This is a genomic window from Halanaerobium sp. (genome assembly GCF_003070835.1).
The window spans coordinates 14,834-40,766 of record NZ_QBLR01000010.1; the positions used below are offsets into that span (position 1 = coordinate 14,834).

The 25,933-nt window shown below is 35.8% G+C and carries 23 protein-coding genes; 15 read left to right on the forward strand and 8 right to left on the reverse strand.

Annotated features, from left to right (window positions below):
• Window positions 1-242: 242 nt before the first annotated feature.
• The 7 genes from CI949_RS02275 (at window position 243) to ric (ending at window position 7,804) form a co-directional block, all read left to right on the forward strand.
• Window positions 243-1,919 (forward strand): 2-oxoacid:acceptor oxidoreductase subunit alpha, encoded by a 1,677-nt coding sequence (locus CI949_RS02275; RefSeq protein ID WP_290762695.1) that lies wholly within the window; start codon window positions 243-245, stop codon window positions 1,917-1,919.
• The gene (locus tag CI949_RS02280; protein ID WP_290762696.1) at window positions 1,919-2,770 is read left to right on the forward strand and encodes a thiamine pyrophosphate-dependent enzyme; all 852 of its coding nucleotides are present in this window, start codon (window positions 1,919-1,921) and stop codon (window positions 2,768-2,770) included. Before CI949_RS02275 ends, CI949_RS02280 begins: the two co-directional genes overlap by 1 nt.
• Before the next feature lie 91 nt (window positions 2,771-2,861).
• Window positions 2,862-3,353 carry a ferritin family protein gene (locus CI949_RS02285; RefSeq protein ID WP_108139556.1) on the forward strand — a complete coding sequence of 164 codons (492 nt, stop codon included), beginning with the start codon at window positions 2,862-2,864 and terminating at the stop codon, window positions 3,351-3,353.
• Window positions 3,354-3,639: 286 nt separating this feature from the next.
• Complete coding sequence (locus CI949_RS02290; RefSeq protein ID WP_133529920.1) at window positions 3,640-4,164, forward strand: DUF2179 domain-containing protein; 525 nt, start codon at window positions 3,640-3,642, stop codon at window positions 4,162-4,164.
• 175 nt (window positions 4,165-4,339) lie between these two features.
• Window positions 4,340-6,004: a hydroxylamine reductase gene (gene hcp, locus CI949_RS02295; protein ID WP_365941424.1), complete on the forward strand. Its 1,665-nt coding sequence runs from the start codon at window positions 4,340-4,342 to the stop codon at window positions 6,002-6,004.
• Between the two features lie 264 nt (window positions 6,005-6,268).
• Window positions 6,269-7,039: a DUF438 domain-containing protein gene (locus CI949_RS02300; protein WP_133529922.1), complete on the forward strand. Its 771-nt coding sequence runs from the start codon at window positions 6,269-6,271 to the stop codon at window positions 7,037-7,039.
• Between the two features lie 51 nt (window positions 7,040-7,090).
• Window positions 7,091-7,804 carry an iron-sulfur cluster repair di-iron protein gene (gene ric / locus CI949_RS02305; RefSeq protein WP_133529923.1) on the forward strand — a complete coding sequence of 238 codons (714 nt, stop codon included), beginning with the start codon at window positions 7,091-7,093 and terminating at the stop codon, window positions 7,802-7,804.
• A 103-nt stretch (window positions 7,805-7,907) separates the two neighbouring features.
• Here ric and CI949_RS02310 read toward each other — a convergent pair whose 3' ends face one another.
• On the reverse strand, window positions 7,908-9,683 hold the full coding sequence (locus CI949_RS02310; RefSeq protein WP_290762703.1) for a methyl-accepting chemotaxis protein: 1,776 nt from the start codon (window positions 9,681-9,683) through the stop codon (window positions 7,908-7,910).
• A 343-nt stretch (window positions 9,684-10,026) separates the two neighbouring features.
• Between CI949_RS02310 and CI949_RS02315 the strand changes: the two genes are divergently transcribed.
• Together CI949_RS02315 and CI949_RS02320 are read left to right on the forward strand one after the other, a co-directional pair.
• Window positions 10,027-10,869 carry a methyl-accepting chemotaxis protein gene (locus tag CI949_RS02315; protein WP_133529925.1) on the forward strand — a complete coding sequence of 281 codons (843 nt, stop codon included), beginning with the start codon at window positions 10,027-10,029 and terminating at the stop codon, window positions 10,867-10,869.
• 70 nt (window positions 10,870-10,939) lie between these two features.
• On the forward strand, window positions 10,940-11,428 hold the full coding sequence (locus tag CI949_RS02320) for an inorganic diphosphatase (protein ID WP_133529926.1): 489 nt from the start codon (window positions 10,940-10,942) through the stop codon (window positions 11,426-11,428).
• A gap of 275 nt (window positions 11,429-11,703) precedes the next feature.
• Here the strand turns inward: CI949_RS02320 and CI949_RS02325 are convergent, their stop codons facing one another.
• Entirely contained in the window at window positions 11,704-12,372 is a 669-nt protein-coding gene (locus CI949_RS02325; RefSeq protein WP_133529927.1) for a Crp/Fnr family transcriptional regulator, read from the reverse strand.
• A 394-nt stretch (window positions 12,373-12,766) separates the two neighbouring features.
• On the opposite strand from CI949_RS02325, the gene CI949_RS02330 reads away from it, so the two are divergent.
• The 3 genes from CI949_RS02330 to CI949_RS02340 are packed head-to-tail and all read left to right on the forward strand — an operon-like array spanning window position 12,767 to window position 15,704.
• Window positions 12,767-13,975 carry an ABC transporter substrate-binding protein gene (locus CI949_RS02330; RefSeq protein WP_133529928.1) on the forward strand — a complete coding sequence of 403 codons (1,209 nt, stop codon included), beginning with the start codon at window positions 12,767-12,769 and terminating at the stop codon, window positions 13,973-13,975.
• The gene (locus tag CI949_RS02335) at window positions 13,972-14,667 is read left to right on the forward strand and encodes a GTP-binding protein (RefSeq protein ID WP_133529929.1); all 696 of its coding nucleotides are present in this window, start codon (window positions 13,972-13,974) and stop codon (window positions 14,665-14,667) included. The genes CI949_RS02330 and CI949_RS02335 overlap by 4 nt, the downstream gene beginning before the upstream one ends.
• Window positions 14,667-15,704: an ATP-binding cassette domain-containing protein gene (locus CI949_RS02340; RefSeq protein ID WP_290762705.1), complete on the forward strand. Its 1,038-nt coding sequence runs from the start codon at window positions 14,667-14,669 to the stop codon at window positions 15,702-15,704. The genes CI949_RS02335 and CI949_RS02340 overlap by 1 nt, the downstream gene beginning before the upstream one ends.
• Window positions 15,705-15,852: 148 nt before the next feature.
• On the opposite strand, the gene CI949_RS02345 is transcribed toward CI949_RS02340, so the two are convergent.
• Both CI949_RS02345 and CI949_RS02350 read right to left on the reverse strand, forming a co-directional pair.
• Window positions 15,853-16,425 (reverse strand): hypothetical protein, encoded by a 573-nt coding sequence (locus CI949_RS02345; RefSeq protein WP_290762707.1) that lies wholly within the window; start codon window positions 16,423-16,425, stop codon window positions 15,853-15,855.
• A 78-nt stretch (window positions 16,426-16,503) separates the two neighbouring features.
• Window positions 16,504-17,574 (reverse strand): metalloregulator ArsR/SmtB family transcription factor, encoded by a 1,071-nt coding sequence (locus CI949_RS02350; RefSeq protein ID WP_166637112.1) that lies wholly within the window; start codon window positions 17,572-17,574, stop codon window positions 16,504-16,506.
• Between the two features lie 181 nt (window positions 17,575-17,755).
• Between CI949_RS02350 and CI949_RS02355 the strand changes: the two genes are divergently transcribed.
• The 3 genes from CI949_RS02355 to CI949_RS02365 are packed head-to-tail and all read left to right on the forward strand — an operon-like array spanning window position 17,756 to window position 21,366.
• The gene (locus tag CI949_RS02355; RefSeq protein ID WP_290762708.1) at window positions 17,756-19,549 is read left to right on the forward strand and encodes a DAK2 domain-containing protein; all 1,794 of its coding nucleotides are present in this window, start codon (window positions 17,756-17,758) and stop codon (window positions 19,547-19,549) included.
• 41 nt (window positions 19,550-19,590) lie between these two features.
• Window positions 19,591-20,367, forward strand: coding sequence for a DUF1295 domain-containing protein (locus CI949_RS02360; protein WP_290762710.1), 777 nt, complete (start codon window positions 19,591-19,593; stop codon window positions 20,365-20,367).
• 24 nt (window positions 20,368-20,391) lie between these two features.
• Complete coding sequence (locus CI949_RS02365; RefSeq protein WP_108139526.1) at window positions 20,392-21,366, forward strand: DUF523 and DUF1722 domain-containing protein; 975 nt, start codon at window positions 20,392-20,394, stop codon at window positions 21,364-21,366.
• A 115-nt stretch (window positions 21,367-21,481) separates the two neighbouring features.
• On the opposite strand, the gene gndA is transcribed toward CI949_RS02365, so the two are convergent.
• The 4 genes from gndA to CI949_RS02385 form a co-directional block, all read right to left on the reverse strand.
• Window positions 21,482-22,879: an NADP-dependent phosphogluconate dehydrogenase gene (gene gndA / locus CI949_RS02370; RefSeq protein WP_290762712.1), complete on the reverse strand. Its 1,398-nt coding sequence runs from the start codon at window positions 22,877-22,879 to the stop codon at window positions 21,482-21,484.
• A gap of 36 nt (window positions 22,880-22,915) precedes the next feature.
• Entirely contained in the window at window positions 22,916-23,572 is a 657-nt protein-coding gene (locus CI949_RS02375; RefSeq protein ID WP_290762714.1) for a cyclase family protein, read from the reverse strand.
• Window positions 23,573-23,636: 64 nt separating this feature from the next.
• On the reverse strand, window positions 23,637-25,160 hold the full coding sequence (gene zwf / locus CI949_RS02380; RefSeq protein ID WP_290762715.1) for a glucose-6-phosphate dehydrogenase: 1,524 nt from the start codon (window positions 25,158-25,160) through the stop codon (window positions 23,637-23,639).
• 71 nt (window positions 25,161-25,231) lie between these two features.
• The gene (locus CI949_RS02385; RefSeq protein WP_133529939.1) at window positions 25,232-25,867 is read right to left on the reverse strand and encodes a lactate utilization protein; all 636 of its coding nucleotides are present in this window, start codon (window positions 25,865-25,867) and stop codon (window positions 25,232-25,234) included.
• Between the last annotated feature and the right edge of the window lie 66 nt (window positions 25,868-25,933).

Consider the following 25,933-nt stretch of genomic DNA (forward strand, 5'->3'; position numbering starts at 1 on the left):
GAGATTTTTTAGAGGGCTCTCAGTTAAAATTATTTTAACCGGGAGCTTTTTGCTGTCAGTAATAATAATCATTTTTAGTATTAGATAAATCAAAATTTTTCTAAAATCACGCCAAAATATTTCCATTCACAAGCAGGATTTACCAGCTCTCTCTTGAATAATATATATTAGACAGAGAGTATAATTTAAGTTTTGTTAAACAGAGAAAATAAGATTTGGAATTCGCAAAGGAGGTAATAAGATTGGATTTTAACATTGTAATTGCTGGAGAAGCAGGTCAGGGTTTAAAAACAGTAGAAGCAATGCTGACCAAAACTTTTTCCCGTCACGGTTATTACTTATACAGCACTAAAGATTATATGTCACGTGTTAGAGGTGGCCATAACTTTATGCAGATCAGAATAAGTGATCAAAAAGTAGAAGGACCGGATGAGGGAATAGATTTACTTTTAGCTTTAAATGACGAAAGTGTAGAGATTCACCGTTCAGAAATGAATGAAGATGGAACAATTCTTTCTGAAGTTGAATCAGATAAGGATGAGATGATATATATTGATGCCAGGGGAATGGCGAAAGAGGTTAACCCCCGAGCGGTCAATACTGTCTATGTTGGTGCTGCTTTTAAAATTATGGGACTGCCTACAGATCAGGCTGAAGAAGCAGTAAAAGAACACTTTGCTAAAAAAGAATCAGTAATTGATGACAATCTTGAATTGCTTAAAAAAGGTTATGAAGCAGTAGATCAATTATATAATCTTAAAGACCTCGGTAAAAAAGAAGATAGAATGGTGATTGATGGTAACAGTGCTGTTGGTTTAGGTGCTTTACTTGGTGGCTTAAGTTACTATACAGCCTACCCGATGTCACCTTCAACTGTTATCTTACATTATGTAGCCGGTAAACAGGAAGAACTGGGCATAGTTGTTGAGCAGTCTGAAGATGAGATTGCCTCGATTAACATGGCACTTGGTGGTTCCTATGCAGGAATGCGCTCGATGACAGGTACCTCAGGTGGAGGCCTGGCTCTAATGGCTGAAGGAGTTGGACTGGCTGGAATTACAGAGACCCCAATTGTAATTGCCGATGTACAGCGTCCGGGTCCGGCCACGGGTTTACCTACTAGAACCGGTCAGGGAGATCTGCTTTTTGCAGTTAATATTGCTCAGGATGAGTTTCCTCTGATGGTTTTAGCACCCAAGGATCAGGAAGACGCAGTTTATCAGACATTTAGAGCGATGAATCTGGCTGATAAATATCAGATTCCAGTAATTATTCTTTCCGATCAGTTTATTGGTGATGGCTCTAAAACTATTCCAGTAATAGATACATCTGAGATGAAAATTGAAAGACATTTAGTTGATCCGGCAGAGGTAGAAGGAGAGTATAAGCGCTATAAATATACTGAAGACGGAATTTCTCCCCGCGCCTATCCGGGCCAGCTTAAAGATAATATAGTTTTATTAGATAGTGATGAGCATGACGAATATGCTCATATTGTAGAAGACGGAGAAATAAGAGATAAGATGGTTGCCAAAAGAACTAAAAAAATGAAAAAATTAGCAGCAGAAGATCTGCTGGAGCCAGAATATACAGGTCCAGATGCACCTGATTATATTTTAGTTGGCTGGGGTTCAACTGCCGGTCCACTTAGAGAAGGAAGAAAGATTCTTTCTGATGAATATAATGTAGGACATTTAGAATTTAATGATCTCTGGCCGCTGCCGACTAAAAAATTAGAAGAGCTGGCAGCAACAGATGCTAAATTAGTCTTTGTAGAAAATAATGCTGGTGCTCAATTTGACAGACTTGTACGCAGTGAAACAGGAATCAAAGCAGATTATAATATCTTAAAAGATGATGGAAGACCTTTCTCAGGTCAGGAAATCTACAGAAGATTTAAAGAAGAGGTGAGTAAATAATGGTAGATAAAAATATTTATCAAGCTGACCGCGAAACTGCCTGGTGTCCGGGCTGTGGTAACTTTCCTTTAAGAACCGCTCTGGCTGATGCTTTAGCTGAGATGGATTTAAAACCGGAAGAAGTTACAATGTATACCGGAATCGGACAGGCAGCTAAGATGCCTCATTATATTAAAGTTAATGGTTTCAATGGACTGCACGGACGCTCACTACCACCTGCAATCGGAATGAGAGTTGCCAATCCTAAGATGACAGTAATTGTTGAATCTGGAGATGGCTGCAGTTATGGTGAGGGTGGAAATCATATTCTGCACAATATAAGAAGGAATCCGGATATTATTCATCTGGTCCACGACAACCAGATTTATGGTTTAACCAAAGGCCAGGCTTCTCCAACAAGTGTTCCGGAGCTGAGAACTCCAGTTCAGACTCATGGAGTTAACGCTGAGCCCTTAAATCCAGTTCAATTCGCAGTTGGAATGAAGGCCAGTTTTGTCGCCCGCAGTAGTGTTGGTGACCGTGAGCACCTTAAAGAAATGATTAGAGAAGCAAAAAAACATAAGGGTTATGCTTTAATTGATATTTTCCAGCCCTGTGTTTCCTTTAATAAAATTAATACCTATCAGTGGTACAATAAACGAGTCTATAAATTAGAAGATCATGATCCAACTGACCACGCAGCTGCGATGAAGGTAGCTCAGGAATTTGGAGATAAAATTCCAATTGGAATTATCTACAGAGAAGAAAAGCCGACATTCAGGGAAAGAATGACTTATTTAGAGGATAAAGCCTTAGTTGAGCGTGATGTTGAAGTTGATGATCTGAAATTCTTAATTGATGAATTCAAATAAAAAGCTAATTTAATTTTGAAAGTAGACGATAATTGTCCAGTAGATGGAGAAAATAAATTGGAATTAAAAATATTTAAGGAGGCTTATAATTATGAATATTTATGATTTTGCTATTGACTTTGAAATTGAAAATCGTGAGTTTTACGAAGAGTGTGCAGCCAATACCAGTCATGAGGATTTAAAAAAGGTGTTTTTAGAACTGGCAGAGGAAGAAAAAAAGCATGAAAATATTGTACGCCAGTTAAAAGAAAACAAAGAGGTTGACGAAGTAGAATCCGGAATTCTACCTAAGGCCAAGGAAGCCTTTGATAAAATTGCTGATAATATGCCTACCGGTGATGATGTAATGCCGGAAGAACAGGTAGATGTTTATAAAAAAGCAATTGACTTAGAAAGAAAGAGTTACGAATTCTATACCGAAAAAGCTGAAGAATCAGATTCTGAGCTGGTCAAAAAGACCTTTAAGCGTCTGGCAGAAGAAGAAAAGAAGCATGAGAAAATCATGGATAATATTACCGAAATGGTAGATCGTCCAAATACCTGGCTGGAAGATGCTGAGTGGTATCACTTAGAAGATTATTAAATCAATAATAATAATTGAATAAGATCTTGCTATTAAGCAAAAATAATTTGAGCAACATCTGCACCCGGAATTTATGATAAGTATGAGTTTAGTTTAATCCATCTTATATTGGTTAATTGAATGCGTGGACTCTAATGATCCTAAAAAGTGATAGAGTTTCCAAGCGTAAAAACAATCAATCTCCGGCTGCAGATGTTTTTTTAAAATGTTAATTGCTTTAAATCTTATTTTCTGCTAAACTACTATGGATATTATCAATAAATAGATATCTATAGGAGGAAATTTTATGTTAAATATTATATTAGGTGGAGTTTTTATATTTCTGGCTCGGGTTATAGATGTATCAATGGGAACTATACGTGTGCTGATGATTTTTAAGGGACGCAGGCTTTATGCTGCCCTAATCGGTTTTTTTGAGGTGATGATTTATGTCCTTGCCTTATCAAGGGTTGTGAATACTTTAGATAACCCCTTTTATTTAATCTTTTATGCCTGTGGTTTTGCAGCAGGCAATTATTTTGGTTCATTTATAGAAGAAAAAGTTGCGATAGGTCAGGTAACTGTGAATATCATCTGTTCAAACTGTGGTGAAGAATTGGTAGAACAGCTTAGAAATGAAGGTTATGGTGTGACAGTACTTGATGGAACAGGACGTAAGGGCAAAAAGAAAATATTATTTGTAACAATGGAAAGAAGATGTTTAAACCATTTATTTGAGGTAGTAGATAAACATGAATCTGATTCTTTTGTAAATATTTTAGATTCACGCTCAACTCGTGGTGGTTATTTTGAACGAAATAAAAGGAAGTAATGGAGATTAATTTAAATAAGCTTCTGTGATATAAATCATAGAAGAAAAATTTGAATGCGGTATAATTATACCTGAGTTAAACACTTATAATTTAAATTTAATTTTGAACTGCAGTTACATAGGATAAATAAAATTGCAGTAGATACTTATTTTAAAAGGAGGAATAATTATGTCCATGTTTTGTTACCAGTGTCAGGAAACAGCAAAGAATGAAGGTTGTACTGTAAGAGGTGTCTGTGGTAAAGATGCAGATGTTGCTAATCTACAGGATTTATTAGTATTTGTTCTCAAAGGCATTTCTGTTTACGCAGAAAAAGCTAAGGCTGAGGGTGTTGACCTGTCAGATAAGACTGCACCATTTATTATGGAAGGTCTTTTTGCCACAATTACTAATGCTAACTTTGATGCTGACAGATTTGAAGATTTAATTGAAGAGGCTTTTGCTTTAAGAGATGAAGTTCGGGCAGAATTTGAAAAGGCATATAAAGAAAATCACGGCGAAGAATTTAGTGGTGATTTACCTGAACATGCTACCTGGTACAGTGATGATCATAGCGATTATTATGATAAGGGTACTGATGTTGGGGTTCTAGAAACTGAAGATGTTGATGTTAGATCCTTACGTGAGCTTGCTACATACGGCTTAAAAGGTATTGCAGCTTACGGTGACCACGCAAGAGTTTTAGGTAAGCATAAAGAAGAAATTGATAGATTCACTCAAAAATGTTTAGCTGCTACAACAGATGACAGTATGAGTGTTGATGATTTAGTAGGTTTAGTTATGGAAACCGGTGAGATGGCTGTAGAAACAATGGCTCTCCTGGATGAAGCTAATACATCTACTTATGGTCATCCAGAGCCAACTGAGGTAAATATTGGTGTTCGCAACAACCCCGGTATTCTAATCAGTGGTCACGATCTAAAAGATATGGAAGAGTTATTAGAGCAGACAGAAGGAACTGGAGTAGATGTTTATACTCACAGTGAAATGCTGCCTGCAAATTCCTATCCAGCTTTCAAAAAGTATGATCACTTTGTTGGTAACTATGGTAACTCATGGTGGCACCAGGATAAGGAATTCGAATCATTTAATGGCCCAATCCTGATGACAACCAACTGTATCACCCCTGTTAAAGATTCTTATAAGGACCGCATCTTTACTACAGGTATGGCAGGATATCCTGAGGTTACTCATATTCCTGACCGCAAAGAAGGAGAAAGCAAAGACTTCTCCGAACTGATTAAAATGGCTAAAACCTGTGATTCTCCAGTTCAGTTAGAAGAAGGTACAATTCCTGGTGGTTATGCTCGTAATACAGTAATGAGCGTTGCTGACAAGGTGATTGAAGCTGTTGAAAATGGAGATATCGGCCGCTTTGTAGTAATGGGTGGTTGTGACGGCCGCTTTAAAGATAGAGAGTACTTTACAGATGTAGCTAAAGAATTACCAGAAGATGCTGTAATTCTAACAGCTGGCTGTGCTAAGTACCGCTACAACAAACTTGACTTAGGAGATATCGGTGGCATCCCAAGAGTATTAGATGCAGGTCAGTGTAATGACTCTTATTCCTTAGCTTATATTGCTTTACAGCTGAAAGAAGCTATGGGTGTAGATGATATTAATGACCTCCCAATCTCTTATGATATTGCCTGGTATGAGCAGAAAGCTGTAGCTGTATTACTTGCACTTCTATCTCTAGGGGTAAAAGGAATCCGTCTTGGACCCACACTGCCAGCATTTGTTTCCGAAAATGTGCTTAATGTATTGGTTGATAAGTTTGATATTAAGCCAACCGGTGATGTTAAAGAAGATGTTGCCGCAATCATGGCTGGTGAGTAAAACCAGGAGGGTACCGGGCACCTGGAGAAAAATTAAAATATACCTAATAAAGATCTGTCTGCATTATGCAGGCAGGTCTTTTTTTAATGCAGTCATTAATTTTAAACTTAGTCTTAAAAATTAAACTCAGCAGCCTGCAGAAATAAATTTAAAATAAAACTACTTATGTGATATATGTCATAGTAATGCCATAAAATTAATGTCATAATTAAAACATAGTAAATTACTCAAGTTTAAATATAATTAATATAAGGAGGCAGTACAATGACTGCAGAAACAAGAAAAGAAGAACTTAAGAATCTTTTAGAAAGATTAAATAGTGGTGAGGCAACTGAAAAAGTAAAAAAAGAGGCTCAGGAGTTAATTGAAAGCATCAGTGCTAAAGAATTATCTGAAGCCGAACAGGAATTAATTAATGATGGCTTAGAAGAAACTGAGTTAAGACACCTCTGTACTGCTCATATTGAAGCGATGGCAGAGGAATTAAAGGCATTGAAGGCTAATGTACCTGTTGGCCATCCTCTAAGCACTTTAATCGCTGAACATGAAGAAATTCTGAAAATATTAGATCGTCTGGATGAAGTAAATGCTGAAATTCAAAAGCTGAATAAATTTGAGGCAGATAACCCTCTATTTGAAGAATTAAAAGAGATCGGAACTAAATTGCTGGATACAGAAAAACACCACACCAGAGAAGAAGAAACTCTTTTCCCTGAGGTGGATAAAAGCGGAGTTACAGGTCCAACCAGAATTATGCGGATGGAGCACGATGATCTATGGCCCCACAAGGAAGAAATAATGAAGCTGGCAGAAAATGCTGCTGAGATGAACTTTGATCGGTTTAAAGAAGAATTAAAGATGCATTCAGAGTATGTTGTGGTTACTTTAAGGGACCATATCTTTAAAGAAAATAATATTCTATATCCAACAGCTAAAGATATGATTGCAGAAGAAAAGTGGGAAGAAATAAAGGCTCAGAGTGATCAGATTGGCTACTGCAGTTTTACGCCAGAAGCGGAACTTGCAGCTAACTAATTTTTTAGAATGATAAATTAAAAGTAGATAATTTTAAAAAGAGGTGAAAAAATGTTTAAATTAAATGATACAGTTGGAAATATTGTAACAGAATTTCCGGGTGCTGCAGAAATATTAAAGAAACATAAGATTGATTTTTGCTGTGGCGGAGATCGAGAATTAAAGCTGGCTGTTAAGGAAGATTTAAATGATGATTCTAGGGCAGCAGAAATACTGAAAAAGATAAATGAGAATTATTCTAACAAAAATGATTATTATCAAGAAATAGAAGACCCGAAAAATTTATCCCAATCACAGCTGATAGAATATATAATAGATAAGCACCACGGATTTTTACAGCAGACTCTGCCCCAGCTTTCAGAGCTGACAAAAAAGATTCTGCGGGCCCATCGAGAAAATCACGGTCAAGTTTTGAAAAAGGTTCACCGCTTATTTAATACTTTAAGAATGGAGCTAGAAGAACATTTAATTAAAGAAGAAGAGGAAATTTTCCCTCTAATTATAAAGTATTCACAGGCTGAAAATGGTGGCGAAAATGAGGAAACTCTGAATGGAATTCTGGAATTAGAAACTGAACATGATACAGCAGGTGAGATAGTCAAAGAATTGAGAGAAGTTACAGCTGATTATCAGCTGCCCGAAGACGCCTGTAATTCATTTAAACTATGCTACAGTCTGCTTGAAGAATTAGAATCTGATCTTTTTCAGCATATCCATCTGGAGAACAATATTTTATTTGCCCGACTGGAAAATAATAAGAATTAAAATTTAAATCAAAATAGTATATCTTAAAATCAAAACCCCCTGACCGGAATTGCTCCTGGCAGGGGGTTAATTGTTTTAATTTTTAAATTAGAGAATTTAAACTTTATTCTACTTTAAAGTTAGCAATCATATTTTTCAGGTTATCTGACATTTCAGATAGTCTGTGGGCAGCGGAGACAATTTCTTCAGTAGAAGCGATCTGTTCTTCACTGGAAGCAGCAACTTCTTCAGCATTGCTGGCAGCCTCATCACTTACTGCAGCTACATTATTAATCATATTATTAACATCATCACTAACAGCTGCCATTTCGCTGGTTTCAGTGTCAATTTCAGTAATTAAACTGCTTAAATTAGCAACAGCTTTTTCAATATTTTTAAACACTTCACCGGTATTTTCGATCACTACTACACTGCTGTTGACGGCAGTTTCAGTTCCATCCATCTTTTGAACTGCATTATCAACTCCAGCCTGAATCTTATCAATTAACTTGGAAATATTATCTGTTGCTTCGGCAGACTCTTCAGCCAGCTGTCTAATTTCATCAGCCACAACAGAAAAACCGCGTCCGGCTTCACCAGCTCTGGCAGCCTCAATAGCTGCATTTAAAGCCAGTAAATTTGTCTGTTGAGAAATATTATTAATCAGTTGAACAATATTTCCAATTTCTTCTGATAAATCCCCAAGATTATTGATAGTAACTCCAATTTCAGCTGAATTATCCTTAACTTTATTAACCTGTTTAATTGAGCTCTGCATTGATTCGGTACCAGTTTTAACATTTTTTATTACCTGCTCAGAAGATTGATCCATCTTTTTAGATTTTTCTCTGGTATTTTGAATTTTACTGATCAATTGATGTAAATTCCTGCTTGTTTCAGAGATCTGAGCTGATTGTTCTTCAGCTCCAGAGGCGACATTTTCAATAGCTCCTCCAACCTGTTCAGCAGCTCTCTCTACTTCCTGTCCTGAAGCTGCAAGCTCTTCACTTTGAGCGCTGAGCTCACTTACTTCCATTTGAATTTCTTCCACCATTTTTTTCTGAGCAGAAGCAGTTTGATTATAGGCCTGAGCAAGTTTTCCAATTTCATCTCTGCTTTTTATATCTAATCTGTAGGTTAGATCACCTTCAGACATTTTATCCATTCCAGTTAAAACTTTATTTATGTTTTTAGCAATATAGCGGGAAATGAAGAATATTACTAAAGCAAAAATCAGAGCTGTAATTATTGCGAAAATCAATAGTGAACCTGAAATATTAGAAATAAAACCATCTAATTCATTCTGCACAGAATTTACTTCACTATTAATTATGCCGGCATAGGTTCCAGCTCCGATGAGGTAATTTGTGCCCTCAATTGGAGCGACATAACTAATTTTATTTTCTTCTTCACCTGTGTCAGGGTTGGCGTAAATATAATCCACAAAAGCTCCCCCACTTTTAGCGGCTTCAACCAGAGATCTTAAAATATATTTTCCATTTGCGTCCTGCAGGTTCCAGCGATTTTTGCCCTCAATCTCAGGTGTTGGTGGTAATGAAACTGTATTTCCGTCAGAGTCATAAATAAAAAAGTAACCAACCTCACCAAATTCCAGGTCCTGATTATAGTTTCTAATTAGAGCAGTTAATTCTTCTAAACTTAAGTTGTTTTCGCGTTCAGCCACCAGTTCTTCCATAAAACCAGCAGCAGTTTCTGTTGCATGCTGAATTCTTTCTTTTTCTGAATTCAGTAAATATCTACTTACGGTTTCAGTGTTGTCATGGCTTAGCTTATTAAATTGGTAGTTTAAAAAATACCCCATTATTAATACTAAAACTAAAAAACTTAGACCAATTACTAAGAATATTTTTTTAGCAATACTCAAATTTTTAAAAAACATCTACTTTCCTCCTTATATTCCTCAAGAATTATAAAATGTAAAAAATTAAAAATAGTGTCTCTATTATAGCATATATGGAAGATCTTTTAAATAAACTTTAGGAGAAAATAGCCTTAAATTAGGTTCAGCTTATCATATAATTTTAGAATGAAATTTCGTAATTAATTGTGAAAAAAAGTTTTTGGCAAAAAGTGTTGATTTTTTTGAGATGAAGTTATATATTAATTAAGCAGAGTTTAAAGCCCTTTCCTCTTTGATTCTGTTCAAAAAGCAGGATTAATTATTCTGACCTAGAAATAAATATTAGTAAAGTAATCAAATTTAAAAAGTGGAGGAATTATTTATGCTTAATATAGGAATCATTGGGGCCGGGGATGGTGGAGCTTCAATTTTGGAAACCTTTTTGGATATGGAAGATGTAAAAGTTATTGGGATCTGTGATACAAATCTAGATGCTCCCGGGATTTTAAAGGCAGAGGAAAACAATATTTCAGTCTATAAAGATTTTAATGATCTTTTAAATATAAATAGAGAAAAGGTTATACTGGAGGTCACTGGTAATAAAAAACTCTCTGAGCTGGTTAAAGAAGCAGCTGATCAAAAAACAAAAATAATTGATTCTGAGACTTCTTTAATTCTTTTTAAAATTGTAAACTCCAGAGAAGAAATGTTAAACAGAATGGAAGTAGAGGCAAATAAACTCTGCAATCTGGCCGCAGATATTGGAGGAACAATCAAAGAAATCAGCAGCAGCAATACTCAAAATATAGCAGAACTGGATCAGACAGCAGAAAAATTACAGCAGGCATCAGAAAACAGCAAGGCCAATTTGGAGAAAACAAACGAGATAGTTAAATTTATTAAAACTGTCTCTGACCAGACTAAAATGCTTGGCCTTAATGCAGCAATAGAAGCTGCCCGGGCTGACGCCAATGCCAATGGGTTTAATGTAGTTGCTGATGAGATTAGAAAACTTGCTGATGAGACAGGATCATCAGTTAAAGAGATTACTGTTTTTATAGATAATCTAAATCAGTCAACCGAAAACACAAAAGAAAATATTGATAAAATGAACCAGAAGGTCGAATCTTTTACTGAAAACGAAAAATTAATGACTGAAAAACTACATAATGCAGCTGACCAAATCACGCAGATGGCAGAAAGACTTTCAGAACTTATTAATTAGAACAGCTTTAAAATATCTTTGTCTAAATTTAATTAAAGAGTATATTGAATTTATAATTGGGGGAATAAATATGAGTGGTAATGTAATTGATGTTTTTGTTGAAATACCAAAGGGCAGCAACAACAAGTATGAATATGATAAGGAAAAGGGGAAGTTTAGACTGGACCGGGTAATGTATTCACCGGTTTATTATCCAGCAGATTATGGCTATTTAGAAGAAACTTTAGCTGATGATGGTGATCCCCTTGATGCAATGGTTTTAACTACTTTTCCGACCTTTCCCGGCTGTATTATAACTGCCAGAGTAATCGGAATGTTTATTATGGAAGATGAAAAGGGAAGAGATGAAAAAATATTTACAGTTCCCGAACATGATCCGCGTTTTAGAAATACTAACACCTTATATGATCTAGAAGAGCATCTGCTCAAAGAATACGAGCATTTCTTTTCTGTTTATAAAAATTTAGAAGAAAAAGAAGTTAATATTATTGGCTGGGCCGGTGTTGAAGAAGCACTTGCAGTAATTGAAGAGTCCAAAAAAGCTTATCAAAATAAATAGAATAACTAAAAAAGGTCCTGAACAGCAAAACTGTTTAGGACCTTTTTAAATTCTGTATTAGTTTATTTCTTAGTTGTTTTTAGAAAAATACAATTCAGCTAATTGTGGAATCATTACTATCCCCACCATTACAGCTGATATTAGAAAATCTCTCATTATATCAACCTCCCTTTCTTATATTCTTATAGGCTTATAAAAGGTTGTTGAGACTATTATATAAATTTATTTGATTCTTGCAAGTAAAACAGCTAACAAAAAAATTAATTAAGCTGCCTTTAAGTGTAAGCTTTAATTTTATCTAATTTATAGATAATAATTTTTTTGCGGGAGGTTTTAATCAGATCCTCACTTTCGAACTGTCCCAGAACCCGGGATACAGTTTCTCGACTGCTGCCAATCATACTGGCTAATTCCTGCTGGGTTAGAGAAATATCTAAAACAATTTTATCCTTTTTCTTCTTGCCATATTTTTCAGCCAGAAATATTAGCAGGCCGGCAACTCTGGCAGAGCTGTCTTTTAAAGCCAGGTCTCTTACATTCTGCTGGGCCCGGCGCAGGCGTCCGCTCATTTCTCTCAGCAGTTTAACTCCAATTGAAGGATGTTTTAAAATTAGATTTTCTAATTCAGACTGATCAAAGACAATAGCTTCAGTATCAGTCATTGTTACAGCAGAAGCCGGATAATTACCTTTATCAAAGGCAACTATTTCTGCAATTATATCATGGTCACTAAAAATATTTAAAATCTGTTCATCTCCATTTTTGATCATTTTTGTTAGTTTGACCTGACCATTTTTAATAATATAAAATTTATCTCCTTCTTCACCCTCAAAAAAGATATATTCTCCTTTTTTAAATTCAGTTTCACTGGCAATTTCATCAATTAAATCCAGTTCTTTTTCTGTAAGTAAACTAAAAAAAGGTATTTCTTTAACAACACTCATCTATTACCACCTCTTATTTATTCTATATATTCTATAATAAGCAATAATTTTTATAAAAGCAAGTAATTTGCTCAACATTAATCAAATTTCTCTGCTAAATAATAAAAAAACCTTGATTTTTGTGAGATAAAACGCAGAAAAATTATATTGAGACTGATATAATTAAAATGTTATTGTTATCAATTATTATAACAAATAAAGAAAGCTAAAAAAAGTTTTAGCTGGGTGACACAGGTCACAGAACAAAGTTGAGTAAAATGCTAAACTTTAAATAGTGAATAATTGTCCAAATAAAGTTATACAAATGAACCTGGTCCAAATGAGCTTAATTAAACCAGGTCCAAATGGACCCATTTGGACCTGGTACCATAAATTTAAAGGAGTGTTTTTTAAAATGGAAATAAAAATTGATGTTAATAAAAATTTATTTGAGATAACTGAGGAATATCCAGCAGTTATTTCGGTACTGGTTAATAAAGGTTTTAATCAATTAGATGATGAAGCAAAAAGAAAGAGTTTTGGTAAACAGATTACTTTAAAGCAGGCTGCAGGACTTAAAAATCTGGATCTGGAAAAGCTGGTAGAGCTGATGGAAGCAGAAATAGAAAAAAATTCGACTCAAAAAACAGGTGGAGCTAAAATTAAAGTATCTGGTTCCTTACCCTGTCCGGTGAAGATTCCGATGACTGAGGAGTTAGAAAAAATAAGCTCCGAACTTGATTATGAGGTTGAACTTGATCTAAAATCAGCTTCTCAGGGACTGGAGTGGCTGCAGGATGGTTTTGATCAGATAACATCCCCGACTGAACTTTCGGATATCTTTATTTCTGCCGGTTTTGATCTTTTCTTTGATAAGGATTTAATGGACCGCTTCCGCCGCCAGGATGTTTTTAAAGACGCTACTGGAATCAAAGAATTAAACAGTGATTTCACTGAAGCAGGAGTTGATCTATTAGATCCTGAGGGAGATTACTCAGTTTTAAGTATTGTCCCGGCAGTTTTCCTGGTAAACAAAGAAGAACTGGACGGGAGAGAGGTCCCCAGAAGCTGGGAAGAAATTTTAAGCGAAGAATTTGCTAATAGTGTCAGTCTTCCGGTCAGCGACTTTGACCTCTTTAATGCAATTTTATTAAATATTTATAAAGTCTACGGCAGAGAAGGAGTTCAAAAGCTCGGCCGCTCAATGAAAAAAGCACTTCACCCATCTCAGATGGTTAAAGAGGGTGGACGCAAAGCTGATGATCAGCCGGCAATCACAATCATGCCTTATTTCTTTACCAGAATGGCCAAGCGCTTCCCCCACATGGAATTTGTCTGGCCTGAAGATGGAGCAATTGTTTCACCAATCTTTATGCTGACTAAAAAAGAGAAAAATGAAAAAATGAAGCCTTTAATTGATTTAATGGCTTCAGAAAAAATGGGTAAGATTCTGGCTGAACAGGGATTATTCCCGAGTGTGCTGCCGGAAGTAGATAATGGACTGCCCGAAAAGGCTCAGTTTATGTGGCCGGGCTGGGATTTCTTAAGAGGAGAAAATCCAGGTGAATTATTAAGAGACCTGGAAGCAGAATTTAACAAAGCTGTGGAGGTGGCTTCAGTATGAATCTAGTAACTTTTTCAGGACCACCTTCCTCCGGTAAAACTGCTGTAATTTTAAAAACAATAGAAGCAATTCAGCAGCAGGGATTAAAAGTTGGTGTGGTTAAGTTTGACTGTTTATATACTGATGATGATGAACTCTACCGTAAGGCAGGCGTGCCGGTCAAAAAGGGTTTATCCGGTTCCCTCTGTCCTGACCATTATTTTGTCAGCAATATCGAAGAAGTTGTGCAGTGGGGTAGAGAAAGGGATTTAGATCTTTTGATTACAGAAAGTGCCGGTTTATGCAACCGCTGTTCCCCCTATATCAAAGATATTAAGGCAATTTGTGTGATTGATAATTTAAGTGGAATTAACACCCCGAAAAAAATTGGTCCAATGCTGAAAACTGCAGATATAGTGGTAATTACTAAAGGAGATATTGTTTCTCAGGCGGAAAGAGAAGTTTTTGCCTCCCGGGTGAGCACAGTTAATCCTGATGCAATGGTAATGAATGTTAATGGTTTAACCGGTCAGGGAGCTTTTGAATTTTCAACTCTGCTCTATGATCAAGAAGACCATATCGACACTGTAACCGGTAAAAAACTAAGATTTTCTATGCCTTCTGCTATGTGTTCTTACTGTCTTGGTGAAACAAGAATTGGAGAAGAACATCAGCTGGGTAATGTCAGAAAAATAGAACTGGGTGATGAATAATGATCAGTAAAGATAAATTAAAGAATTCAAGCATCAAGGAAATTATAGAAGAATACCCCTATACAGAGAGTTTTTTTGAAGATCAGAAGCTGGCTGTTGATGATCAGGAAAAAACTTTAAAGGAAATTTTTTCAGAATTAACCATTGAAGAAATGGAAGATGTGGTATTTGATCTGGACCAGTTTGCCGAGAGTCTATCTTCGCACATCAGAAATATGCAGGAATTTCTGGGTGAAAATGATTCGATTGTCGCCAAACTTTCCATTCTGGCCGGGAATAACAAAGATAGCGAAAAAGAAAATTATGAGAAGCTGGATATTCACAGTGGAGAGATAATCTCGATTGTTGGTCCTACCGGCTCCGGGAAAAGTAGACTGCTGGCAGATATAGAATGGACTGCTCAGGGGGATACTCCGACCGAAAGACAAATTCTAATCAATGATGAAGTGCCTGATAAAAAGTGGCGCTTTACCGGCGGTAAAAAACTGGTGGCTCAGCTCTCACAGAATATGAATTTTGTCATGGATCTGTCGGTAATCGAATTTTTGAATCTGCATGCAGAGAGCCGCTTAATTGATAATCAGGCAGACGTTGTGGAAAGAATTTTTAGAGAGGCCAATAAACTGGCTGGAGAACAGTTTGGCCGCGAGGCTCAGATTACCAGTTTAAGTGGAGGGCAGTCGCGGGCCCTGATGATTGCAGATACTGCAATTTTAAGTTCTTCTCCAATTATTTTGATTGATGAGATTGAAAATGCCGGTATAGACCGCGAAAAAGCGCTGGAGCTACTGGTGGGAGAGGAAAAAATTGTGCTGATGGCCACCCATGATCCAATTCTGGCTTTAATGGGAGATAAAAGAATTATCATTAATAATGGTGGAATCAAAGATATTATCGATACAACTGCAGAAGAAAAGGAATTAATGCAGGAATTGAAGGTTTTGGATAAGGTTCTGACTGATTTAAGAGATGATCTGCGTTATGGCAAAAATTTATCAAGAATAAGTGAGGAACTTGCAGAAATAAAAAGTGCATAATTATTTAAACCAGGTTCAAAACGGCCGTTTTGAACCTGGTACAGGAGATTATTTTCACAAAGTTATAGATAAACAAAAATTCCGGTCAGCTAAAAGCCTGACCGGAATTTTATTCTTTAAATTAAATTTCACCTGATAATTTTTCAGTCTATATTTCCTGAAAGGTATTGATATAGGCTGAGAGCAGATAATAGGCTGCAGTTATCGAAAGAATGACGGGAATAGTATTTAATTCAATTATATTAACAATACTAACTGCCAGAATTACAATTAATAATTTTTCTAAATTGTGCTGAAGGATTATTTCTTTAATTTTCTGGTGATTATTTCGTCTTTTAGATTTTTGATAATAACTACAGTAAGCTCTGTTTAAAACTCCATAGACAGGTGCAGTACTCAGAACAAGCAGATAAAAAGCTGCTGTATTCAAAGTAAAACTATTATAGATTAGCAGAGCTGCAGTAAATGTAATCAGTGACAGAGTAGATTTAGTAAATATAAGCGTATTTTTTAGTTTGAATTTCTGAATAATTATCTCAGATTTTCTGGCACTAAAGATGAAGCTCAGAATAAATAAAGCTAAGATCAGAGATAGTTTAGCTAGATTAATATTGGAGCTTAAAAGATAATAGATTACAGTACTCATAAAGAAATAGATACATAGATTAAGAACAAAGTGGCCGGAATGGCTGAGTTTAAGATTTTTTTGCTTAAGAGTCATTTTGGACCCTCCTTTTTAATTAAGACTAACTTCTAACTTAGATACTTTAGACATTCATCTAACATTGTTTTAAAAAAATTAGATTAGATTGTCAATAGACTTTAAAATTGTTTTTTTGAAATTTTTTTTGTTTAATTGAAAATATAATTTATTATCTTCTTTGTGGGCCTGAATAATGTTGTTCATCAATAATTTGCTGACATGGTGAGAGATAGTAGCATTAGTTAGATTTAATTTTTCAGCTATCTCATTACCGTACATAGTTTTCTCTCCCAGAAGGGAAATGATGTTTAACCTTGTTTCATCTGCCAGGGCTTTGAATATTTCCAGACTTCCCAAAATCCCTTCCTCATCGGCGGCAAAGATCTCCGGGAATCGAAATCCGATCAAATAAAAATTGCCTCCATTTTTGGTGCTGCTGTTTAAAAGAGAAGTTTCGTAAAAATAAGAAAAAGCAATATAGTTTTCTTCTGCGCTTAATGGTTCATCTATTAATTTTTCTAGGATGTTTTTTAAATATTTTTCTCCATAGCGGTTTAAATTTTCCTGATAAGTATCGTTAATCTTCGCTGATTTATCACTTATCCAGTCTTGATCTTCCTTAAACAGCTCTTCATAATACCATTCAAGCAGACCGATAAATTCTTCCTTCATTGTTTCCGGATTAAAATAGAACTGAAGTAAATTCCATTTTTGATCAGAGGCTAAATTAATCTTATCATTTACAAATTTTGCAGCCTCTTTTTCGCTGTTAATAAGCTTCTCAACTTTTTTTAGATCAATATTTTCTGAAGGAGCGGGGCCGTAGCCTGACTGAGTAAATCTCCTGATAAAATCTGCTGGTTCTTTTGTTTTTAGATATGCTAAATATTCTTCAATAGTTGTCAGTTCAAGCTCTGGTATTTCGGAAACAAGACAGAGCCCAAAATAACTTTCTTCATTGAAATATTTGGCGATTAAATTTCTTTTTGTTTCTGGAATTTTTGTAAGTTTATCCTCGACCCAGTTAACAATTTCCTTCTCCAACTTAATTTCTTTCTCCAGGTCAAGCTGTTTAAGTTTCATGCCTTCATCATTTTCCAGACGAAAAAGACTCAATAAAAACTCATAAATTATTGATCTGTCAAGCTGATATTTTTTCGAACCCATCAAAAACATCTCCTTTTGATTAACTTCTAACTATATTATAATTAGATACTCATCTAATGTCAAGTCAAATTTTAAATTTTTTAAAAATTTGTCTTCAAATAACTTTCAATTTTTAGCATTTAAGGATATAATAAATTTAACAGTAAAGATTATTAATTTGAGTACGCAGGAGGAGATTGGGATGAAAATAACCTATCTTGATGGAAAAAGATTATATTATGCTTTTTTATCTGGAGCAAAAGAAGTTATTGCCAATAAAAAGGAATTAAATAGAATCAACTTATTTCCGGTTGCAGATGGAGATACCGGGAGTAATCTGTCACGCACTCTGAGTGTTGTTAGAAGTGAAGCAGTAAAGGATGATTCTTTGACTGTGACTTTAAATTCTATGGGGGATGCGGCTTTAAGAGGGGCTATTGGTAATTCGGGGATTATTTTTGCACAGTTTATCAATGGTTTAAAAAATAGTATTGATCGAGCTGAAAGTGTTAATGTCAGCAAATTTGCGCAGGCAGTAGATAATGCAGTCAATTATACCTACCAGGGAATTAATAATCCTGTTGAAGGAACAATTCTGACAGTGATGAAAGACTGGGCGGATTCCTTAAAAAAATTAAAAAATAGGAGCAGTGACTTTGCAGAAGTGATGGAGGAATCTCTAATAAGTGCTTCCAGTTCTCTGGAAAATACTAAAAACCAGCTTGCAGTTTTAAGAGAAGCGGATGTGGTTGATTCTGGAGCTCAGGCTTTTGTACTTTTTTTAGAAGGAATTGTAGGTTTTATCAAAACTGGTGATTTAAAAGACTTAAAAATTAATTCTACAGCAAAAATTGAGATTGCTCAGGAAGAAGAGATTGGTAAAGAAACGGAGATTAAATACCGCTACTGCACAGAAGCCTACCTTGAAAACCTGGAGATTGAAATTCCTGAACTGAGAGAAAAGATCTCTGATCTCGGAGATTCTTTAATTGTAGCCGGTGACAGGAGTAAGCTGCGGGTTCATATTCATACCAGTAATCCACCTGAACTTTTTATTAGATTAAAGAAATTTGCAACTATTTTAGACCAAAAAGCTGATAATATGCTGCTGCAGCAGGCAGTTAAATATAATAGAAAAACTGAGATTGCAGTGCTGACAGATTCAATTGCAGATTTACCGGAAGAATATCGTGATCAGCATCAGGTTCATCTGCTGCCTTTAAATATACTGCTTGCTGGCACCAATTATTTAGATAAAGTAACAATAGACAGCAAAAACTTTTTTGACATTATTGATGAGGCAGAGGAGTATCCATCTTCTGCCCAGCCGGCTGTAAAGAAAATTGAGGATCAGCTTAACTACCTGGCAGAACATTATGATTCGATTATTGCAATTACCGTCTCGGCAAAAATGAGTGGAACCTATGATAATCTAGCTAAAGCAGTAGAAAATGTTAAAAAAGAAAATGAGGGGCTTAAAATTGAAGTTATCGATTCCAAAACAAACTCTGGCGCTGAAGGCCTCTTAGTTATGGAGGCAGTTGAACAGATAGAAGCAGGGAAAAGTTTTGAGGAGGCTGTAAGCTATCTAAAATCAATTAGAGAAAAGCTCTACATTTATGTCAGTGTAAGTGATTTCAAATATATGGTTCGAGGCGGTCGGGTCAGTCCGTTGAAAGGAAAACTGGCCGGATTTCTTAACTTAAAACCGATTATTTCAATTGATCGCGAAGGTAATGGGATAGCTTTTGCCACCGCTTTCAGTAAAAAAGGTAATTTTAAAAAGATAAAATCTATTTTAGAAGATCATCAAAACGAAAATGGAATTAAACGCTTTGCAGTTGTCCATGGTGATGATCTTGAGCGGGCAAAAAGGTATCTGGAAAGTTTTAGAGAATTATTGGATATAGAGGTAGAATTTTTGGAAGCAATTTCTCCGATTGTGGCGATGAATGCCGGGAGAGGAAGTACCGCTGTAGCTTTACTGGAAAAATAATCTGATCATTATTTACAGATCAGTAATGAGGAGTTGTTAAAATGTTGAACTCAATTTATTTTCAATTATTTCTTTTAGTCCTGCTTTATTTTTCAATATTCTTTGTGATTGCTGTTTTAAAAAAAGATAACTCAATTGTTGATATTGGCTGGGGCCTGGGTTATGTCTATACCGCAAATATGGCTCTCTATTTAACAAATAATTATAATCTTAGATCATTTATCATTACTTTTCTGGTAACAATCTGGGGTTTGAGATTAAGTTACCATATTTTTAAACGTAATCTTGGTAAGGGTGAAGATTTTCGTTATGCAAAATGGAGAGAAGAGTGGGATAATTTTTATCTAAAATCATTTTTAAGAGTTTTTATGCTTCAGGGTGTTCTTTTATTTATAATTTCTACTCCTATAATTAAGATTATTTCTGCTCCTTATCACAGCTTGCAAATAATTGATTTTATTGGTTTATTTGTCTGGGGAATCGGTTTTGCTTTTGAGGCAGCTGGTGATAAACAGCTTAAAGATTTTAAGTCCAGACCTGATTCAGAAAAAGATGGACACGTAATGAAGGAAGGGGTCTGGAAGTACACCCGCCATCCCAATTATTTTGGTGATGCTGCGGTCTGGTGGGGCTATTATATTATTGCTCTGGCGGTAAGTGGAGGCTGGAAATTTATCTTTAGTCCAATAATTATGACCTATCTGCTGCGTTTTGTTTCGGGAGTACCACTTTTAGAAAAACGCTATGCTGATGATGAGGAATATCAAGAATATGCGGAAAAAACAAATATATTTTTTCCCTGGTTTCCTAAAAAATAAAGATAGAAACAGGAGGAATTTATTTTGAGAGAATTTAAAAAGCCCAATCTGATTTTAAGTAAATGCCTTGAATACTGTAAATGCCGCTATAATGGTGATAGTATTCCTGATAAATTTGTCCGTGCTTTAGAAAAACATGTTAATTATATTAAAATTTGTCCTGAAGTTGAGATCGGACTTGGAGTTCCCCGCAACTCTGTGCGCTTAATTAAAAAAGACTCTGAATATCGGCTTGTAGATTCGATGACAGGAGAGGATCATACAGAAAAGATGGACAGCTATCTTGAAAAGCTTGTTTCTGATTTAAATGAGGAAGAAATTGAGGGGTTTATTGCCAAAAATCGTTCACCATCCTGTGGGACAAATGATTCAAAAGTTTATCCCAAGGCAGGTAAAGTGCCTGCGCTGGGAGAAAAAAGAGCCGGTTATTTTACAGACAATCTGGCCCAGAATTTTCCTTCTTTAGTTATTGAGAATGAAGGTCGACTTAAAAACTTCAAGCTGAGAGAAAATTTTTTGATTAAGATATTTTTGCTGGCCGATCTGCGGCATGTGATTGAGGGTGGGAAGATTAAAGATTTAATTGATTTTCACAGCAATAATAAATATTTAATAATGTCTTATAATCAGAATGGTTTAAATAAGCTGGGGAGAATAGTTGCTGCCCATGAAAAAGGAAAGACAGAAGAGACGATGCATAATTATAGAGAGCAGATGCTGAAAACTTTAGATGTGCTGCCTGACACAGGTAAAAGAGTGAATATGCTGCAGCATATTTTTGGTTATGTTTCTTCTGACATCAGTAGAGATGAAAGGGAATATTTTTTAGAGACTCTGAAAGATTTTAGGAATGATAAAGTTCCATTTTCCTTACCGCTGGCACTGCTGAGGTCCTGGATTATCAGGTTTAAAGTAGAGTATTTAATGCCTCAGACCATTTTCAAGCCTTATCCAGAAGGATTGATTGACTTAAGTGACTCAGGTAATGGTAGAATTTAAATAAAAAAAGTGCAGAGCTTAAAAATTAAAGCTCTGCACTTTTTATTATATGTTTGTGAAATCATTCATCTAAACCAGGTCCAAAAGCGCTGTTTTGGACCTGGTTCAAAATTTATTATTCCCACTCGGTGTGGAAAATGCCATCTTCATCCCGGCGCTGGTAGGTATGAGCACCAAAGAAGTCGCGCTGGGCCTGGATTAGATTGGCAGGAAGTTCTTCCGATTTTAAACTGTTGAAATAATCGAGCGCAGAATGAACTGCTGTTAAGGGTAATCCTGATTGAGCAGCAGTTGTTATTAGTTTTTCAATTTCTTCTGCAGCTGCATTAAGTTGAGTTTTAAACTGTTGAGCTGTGATTAAAGTTTTTAACTGCATATCATCAGCAAATGCTGCCTGAATTGGCTCTAAGAGTCCGGAGCGAATTATACAGCCATCTTCCCAGATGCGGGCAATTTCTTTATAATTTAGCTGATAATTATATTCTTCTGAAGCTGTTTTTAAGAGTTTAAAGCCTTCTGCATAAGCAATTACTGAAGCAAAATAGAGAGCAGATTTAAGTACCGGCAGCATTTCGTCTTTACTGACTACAGCTCTGGTGTCATCTGCAAACTGAGCTGCATTTTCGACTCTTTCGCTTTTAATTGCGGACATTAAGCGAGCATTAACTCCGGCATTAATTGTTGGGATTGCAGTACCGAGATCTAAAGCACTCTGAACACTCCATTTACCAGTGCCTTTGTGTTTGGCTTTATCCAGAATTAAATCAATTAGCTTTCTGCCTGTTTTAGGGTCATCTTTTTTCATGATTTTAGCAGTGATTTCTACCAGATAGGAATCAAATTCCTGATTCCATTCAGCAAAAATATCTCCCATTTCTTCTGGCTTAAGCTGCAGGACTTTGCGCATATAATCATAAATTTCAGCCAGAACCTCCATGATCCCATATTCGATACCATTATGAACCATTTTAACATAATGGCCGGCCGAATTTGGTCCTAAATAGCTGACACAGGCACCTTTTTCAGTCTGGGCAGCTGCATCTTCCATGATTTCTGAGACTTCGGCATAAGCTTCTTCATTACCACCGGGCATAATCGATGGTCCGTGAAGAGCACCATATTCACCACCACTAATACCTACACCAAGATAGCGGATATCTTTTTCTTTAAGATTATTTAATCTTCTGTTTGTATCATCAAAATGAGAATTTCCACCATCAATAATTATATCCCCTGCTTCTAAATAGGGGAGCAGGCTGTCAATAACTAAGTCTACAGGTTTTCCGGCTTTGATCATCAGCATAATTTTGCGCGGCTTTTCTAATGAAGCAACAAAATCCTCCAGCTCATATGCTGCTTTAAGATCCTGATTTTTCACTTTATCTTTCATAAAAGCTTTAGTTTTGCTTTCTGTACGATTATAAACTGCAATCGAGTGATTGCGGGCAATATTAAGAGCAAGATTCTGCCCCATTACTGAAAGCCCGATCAGTCCAATCTCATATTTTTTCATTTATAACTACCTCCTTAAAATCCTAACTTTAATAATCTATTTGAATAACTTAAGCATGGTTTCGATTTCTCCCTGCTCAAACAAATAAGCTCTACCAGGCAGTCCATCACTTTCTGCAATTTTTAAGAGAGAAAGCAGCAGGATATATTCACCTGCCGGGACTTCATTCAAACGCAGTCCCTCTAAAATCATAATTTTTTCTCGCAGCAGTTTTTTGTGAGTTGGATGCTCGGATTGAGCCCTTTCTATGCCGTTGGTATCAATTCCGACTCCTTTGATTTTTTTGTCAATCAGGTAGTCGGCTCCGCTTTCGGCTAAGTATATAAATTTCTCTGGAGTTTTTTCCAGAAATCCGGGCTGAGAGTTTTTGGTTTTTAAAATTAAAAATGAATTTTCTTCAATATTATATTCTTTTAAATCTTCAGCAGTGATTTTTTCCTCCAGCTCAGTCAGATCTATCAGCTGAGCTCTGTAAAATGGATTCTCAGCAAAAAAGAGATTGGCATTTTCACCGTCTTCCAGCATGTGCAGAGGAGCGTCCACATGAGTTCCAGTGTGGACATTCATCTGCAGCTCGGATTCGTGGGCATCTCCCTGAGAGAAATCCCTAACAGTACTCAACCGGGGCCTGATCTCATCTTTACCTTTATATACTAACATATTTTTTCTGATTGTCATTGAGATATCATACATAAAAAATCCCCCTTAGATTAGTGGAATTAAGTTGATTGAAAAATGTCTTAATTATTTTTTAATCTTATTCGTTATCCAGCCAGCTCCGACCATCTGCTTCCAGGAGTCTATCAGCTGCTTCAGGCCCTTCACTTAAAGCTGGATATTGATGCAATTCAATATTCTCATCTACACATTTCTGCTGGATTTTATCGATAAACTTCCAGGAGTAAGATACCTCTTTCCAGCTGGTAAATAGTGTTTTGTCACCAGCTATCATATCATAGATTAAGCCCTCATAATTTTCAGGTGAGTTGAAAAACTGCTGACAGCTCTGACAGAATTCCATTTCAACCGGAATGATCTTATTATTACTGGCCGGTTTGCGGGTGTTAAACCTTAAAGAAACACCTTCCTCAGGCTGAATTTTAATCAGCAGCAGATTACTGGCCAGGTTCTGGTTCTTAAGATAGGAAGAATGAAAATCATCTTTAAATTCGACTGCAATTGCAGCTTCTTTTTTATTTAATCTTTTGCCAGATTTAAGGTAAATTGGGACATCACGCCAGCGCTCATTATTTAAAAATAATTTAAGTGCCATAAAGGTAGCTGTCTGAGAGTTGGGATCAATTTGATCTTCTTCGCGATAGGCTTTGATCTTTTCGCCATTTAAAGTATTTGAATCATACTGTCCTCGGACAATGTGTTTATCTATATCACTTAAATCATTGTCAGCAAGTTCTTTGAAAACTTCAACCTTTTTCGCAGAGATTTCTTCAGCACTAAGATTTTTCGGTTCTTCCATTGCTATTAATGATAAAACCTGGAGGATATGATTTTGAAACATATCTTTGATTACTCCGGTATCATCATAGTATTTACCGCGATCTTTAACACCTTCTGATTCATTTAAATAAATCTGAATATTGTCGATGTGTTCCTTATTCCAGAGTGCTCTAAAAATTGGATTGCTTAATCTGATAACCATGATATTTTGAATCATTTCTTTACCCAGATAGTGGTCAATTCTAAAGATGTTTTTTTCAGAAAAAATATTGCTGAGGGTATTATTTAATTTTTGAGCTGACTCAAAATCATGACCAAAGGGTTTTTCAATTACCAGTCTGGAGTCACTGTGCTCAAAACCAGCATTTAAAAGATTGTATTCCTTTAAATTTTCTGCAATTTCAGCAAAAAACTTTGGTGCAGTCGCCAGATAGAAAATACGATTAGAGATTTTTTCGTTTTTAGATTTCTCTAAAAGTCTCTGGCGGAGCCTTTCAAAGTCATTTGGTTCTTTAAAAGAGAGCTGAAAATATTCAATATGATCTGTAAGTGACTGCCAGATCCGGTTATCTATTTTTTCTTTTTTATTTTCAAGTGAAGCATATAAATTGTTAAGATATTCATTTTTGTTGTCATAACGGCGGCCGGTAGCTATTATTGTGTAATGATCCGGCAGTATATCTTTGGCTGCTAAATTATAAAAAGCAGGAATGATTTTATTATGTGCCAGATCGCCTGTACCACCAAATAAGATAAATTGAAAATTATCTTCTATATTTTTATCATCTGGACTATTATAAAGTTTATCTATTGTTTGATTCATTAAGAACACCTCCCATAACTATACTAAACTTAACACAATTACTCATCTATTACTGTAAATAGATTAACATTCTAAAATCCCAGCTCTTCGCCAACCAGAATAACTTTAATTCTACCATCCTGGCGGGAACGTCGGGTAATAACAGTCTGACAGCAGATAGTGTCATCTATCTGACAGCTGCTGCAGTAACCGGTTTTAGCACAGGGAGTTTTTTGATTCAGTCGAACAGAATTGGCAGGGGCTGCCTGGTTGCGGACTCTTTTAATTGCACTTTCCTGATCAACTGTAACTTTGTTCATTCCAGCTACGATAATCACATTTTTGGGACCATAAATTAATGCTGCCAGTCGGTTGCCGTTACCATCAACATTTACCAGCTCTCCGGCTTGAGTAATTGCATTTGAACTCATTAAGTAGTAGTCAGCACTTAAAGCTTGATGATAAATCTTATCTTTTTCGGCTGAGTTGCTGGCAGTTGACCGATCTAGCAACTTATAATCTCCAGCTTTTAACTTATCAAAAACTCCAATTTCAGCAAGAGTCGTCGAGCCTCCCCAGGAGACTGATGACCTTTCTTTGATTAGTTCAAGCACTTTTGCTCTGGCTGCTTTTGAATCTTTTACATAAAAACCTTCAATATTTCTTTTCTCAAAATTTCTAATTAAATTTTCTGCTTTAATTCTGTAGTATTCTTTTTTTGCACTCATAAAAATTCTCCTTTCAATATTTATTCCTCACTAATAATAATTGTACAAAAGTACTCAAATTACAGT

What these genes read in the sequence shown, in the direction of transcription:
- CI949_RS02315 (WP_133529925.1), top strand. Translation starts at nt 10,027, where the DNA reads ATGCTTAATATAGGAATCATTGGGGCCGGGGATGGTGGAGCTTCAATT.
- CI949_RS02300 (WP_133529922.1), top strand. Translation starts at nt 6,269, where the DNA reads ATGACTGCAGAAACAAGAAAAGAAGAACTTAAGAATCTTTTAGAAAGA.
- CI949_RS02360 (WP_290762710.1), top strand. Translation starts at nt 19,591, where the DNA reads ATGTTGAACTCAATTTATTTTCAATTATTTCTTTTAGTCCTGCTTTAT.
- ric (WP_133529923.1), top strand. Translation starts at nt 7,091, where the DNA reads ATGTTTAAATTAAATGATACAGTTGGAAATATTGTAACAGAATTTCCG.
- CI949_RS02375 (WP_290762714.1), bottom strand. Translation starts at nt 23,572, where the DNA reads ATGTATGATATCTCAATGACAATCAGAAAAAATATGTTAGTATATAAA.
- CI949_RS02290 (WP_133529920.1), top strand. Translation starts at nt 3,640, where the DNA reads ATGTTAAATATTATATTAGGTGGAGTTTTTATATTTCTGGCTCGGGTT.
- gndA (WP_290762712.1), bottom strand. Translation starts at nt 22,879, where the DNA reads ATGAAAAAATATGAGATTGGACTGATCGGGCTTTCAGTAATGGGGCAG.
- CI949_RS02310 (WP_290762703.1), bottom strand. Translation starts at nt 9,683, where the DNA reads ATGTTTTTTAAAAATTTGAGTATTGCTAAAAAAATATTCTTAGTAATT.
- CI949_RS02325 (WP_133529927.1), bottom strand. Translation starts at nt 12,372, where the DNA reads ATGAGTGTTGTTAAAGAAATACCTTTTTTTAGTTTACTTACAGAAAAA.
- CI949_RS02345 (WP_290762707.1), bottom strand. Translation starts at nt 16,425, where the DNA reads ATGACTCTTAAGCAAAAAAATCTTAAACTCAGCCATTCCGGCCACTTT.
- CI949_RS02280 (WP_290762696.1), top strand. Translation starts at nt 1,919, where the DNA reads ATGGTAGATAAAAATATTTATCAAGCTGACCGCGAAACTGCCTGGTGT.
- CI949_RS02320 (WP_133529926.1), top strand. Translation starts at nt 10,940, where the DNA reads ATGAGTGGTAATGTAATTGATGTTTTTGTTGAAATACCAAAGGGCAGC.
- hcp (WP_365941424.1), top strand. Translation starts at nt 4,340, where the DNA reads ATGTTTTGTTACCAGTGTCAGGAAACAGCAAAGAATGAAGGTTGTACT.
- CI949_RS02335 (WP_133529929.1), top strand. Translation starts at nt 13,972, where the DNA reads ATGAATCTAGTAACTTTTTCAGGACCACCTTCCTCCGGTAAAACTGCT.
- CI949_RS02355 (WP_290762708.1), top strand. Translation starts at nt 17,756, where the DNA reads ATGAAAATAACCTATCTTGATGGAAAAAGATTATATTATGCTTTTTTA.
- CI949_RS02285 (WP_108139556.1), top strand. Translation starts at nt 2,862, where the DNA reads ATGAATATTTATGATTTTGCTATTGACTTTGAAATTGAAAATCGTGAG.
- CI949_RS02350 (WP_166637112.1), bottom strand. Translation starts at nt 17,574, where the DNA reads ATGGGTTCGAAAAAATATCAGCTTGACAGATCAATAATTTATGAGTTT.
- zwf (WP_290762715.1), bottom strand. Translation starts at nt 25,160, where the DNA reads ATGAATCAAACAATAGATAAACTTTATAATAGTCCAGATGATAAAAAT.
- CI949_RS02385 (WP_133529939.1), bottom strand. Translation starts at nt 25,867, where the DNA reads ATGAGTGCAAAAAAAGAATACTACAGAATTAAAGCAGAAAATTTAATT.
- CI949_RS02330 (WP_133529928.1), top strand. Translation starts at nt 12,767, where the DNA reads ATGGAAATAAAAATTGATGTTAATAAAAATTTATTTGAGATAACTGAG.
- CI949_RS02340 (WP_290762705.1), top strand. Translation starts at nt 14,667, where the DNA reads ATGATCAGTAAAGATAAATTAAAGAATTCAAGCATCAAGGAAATTATA.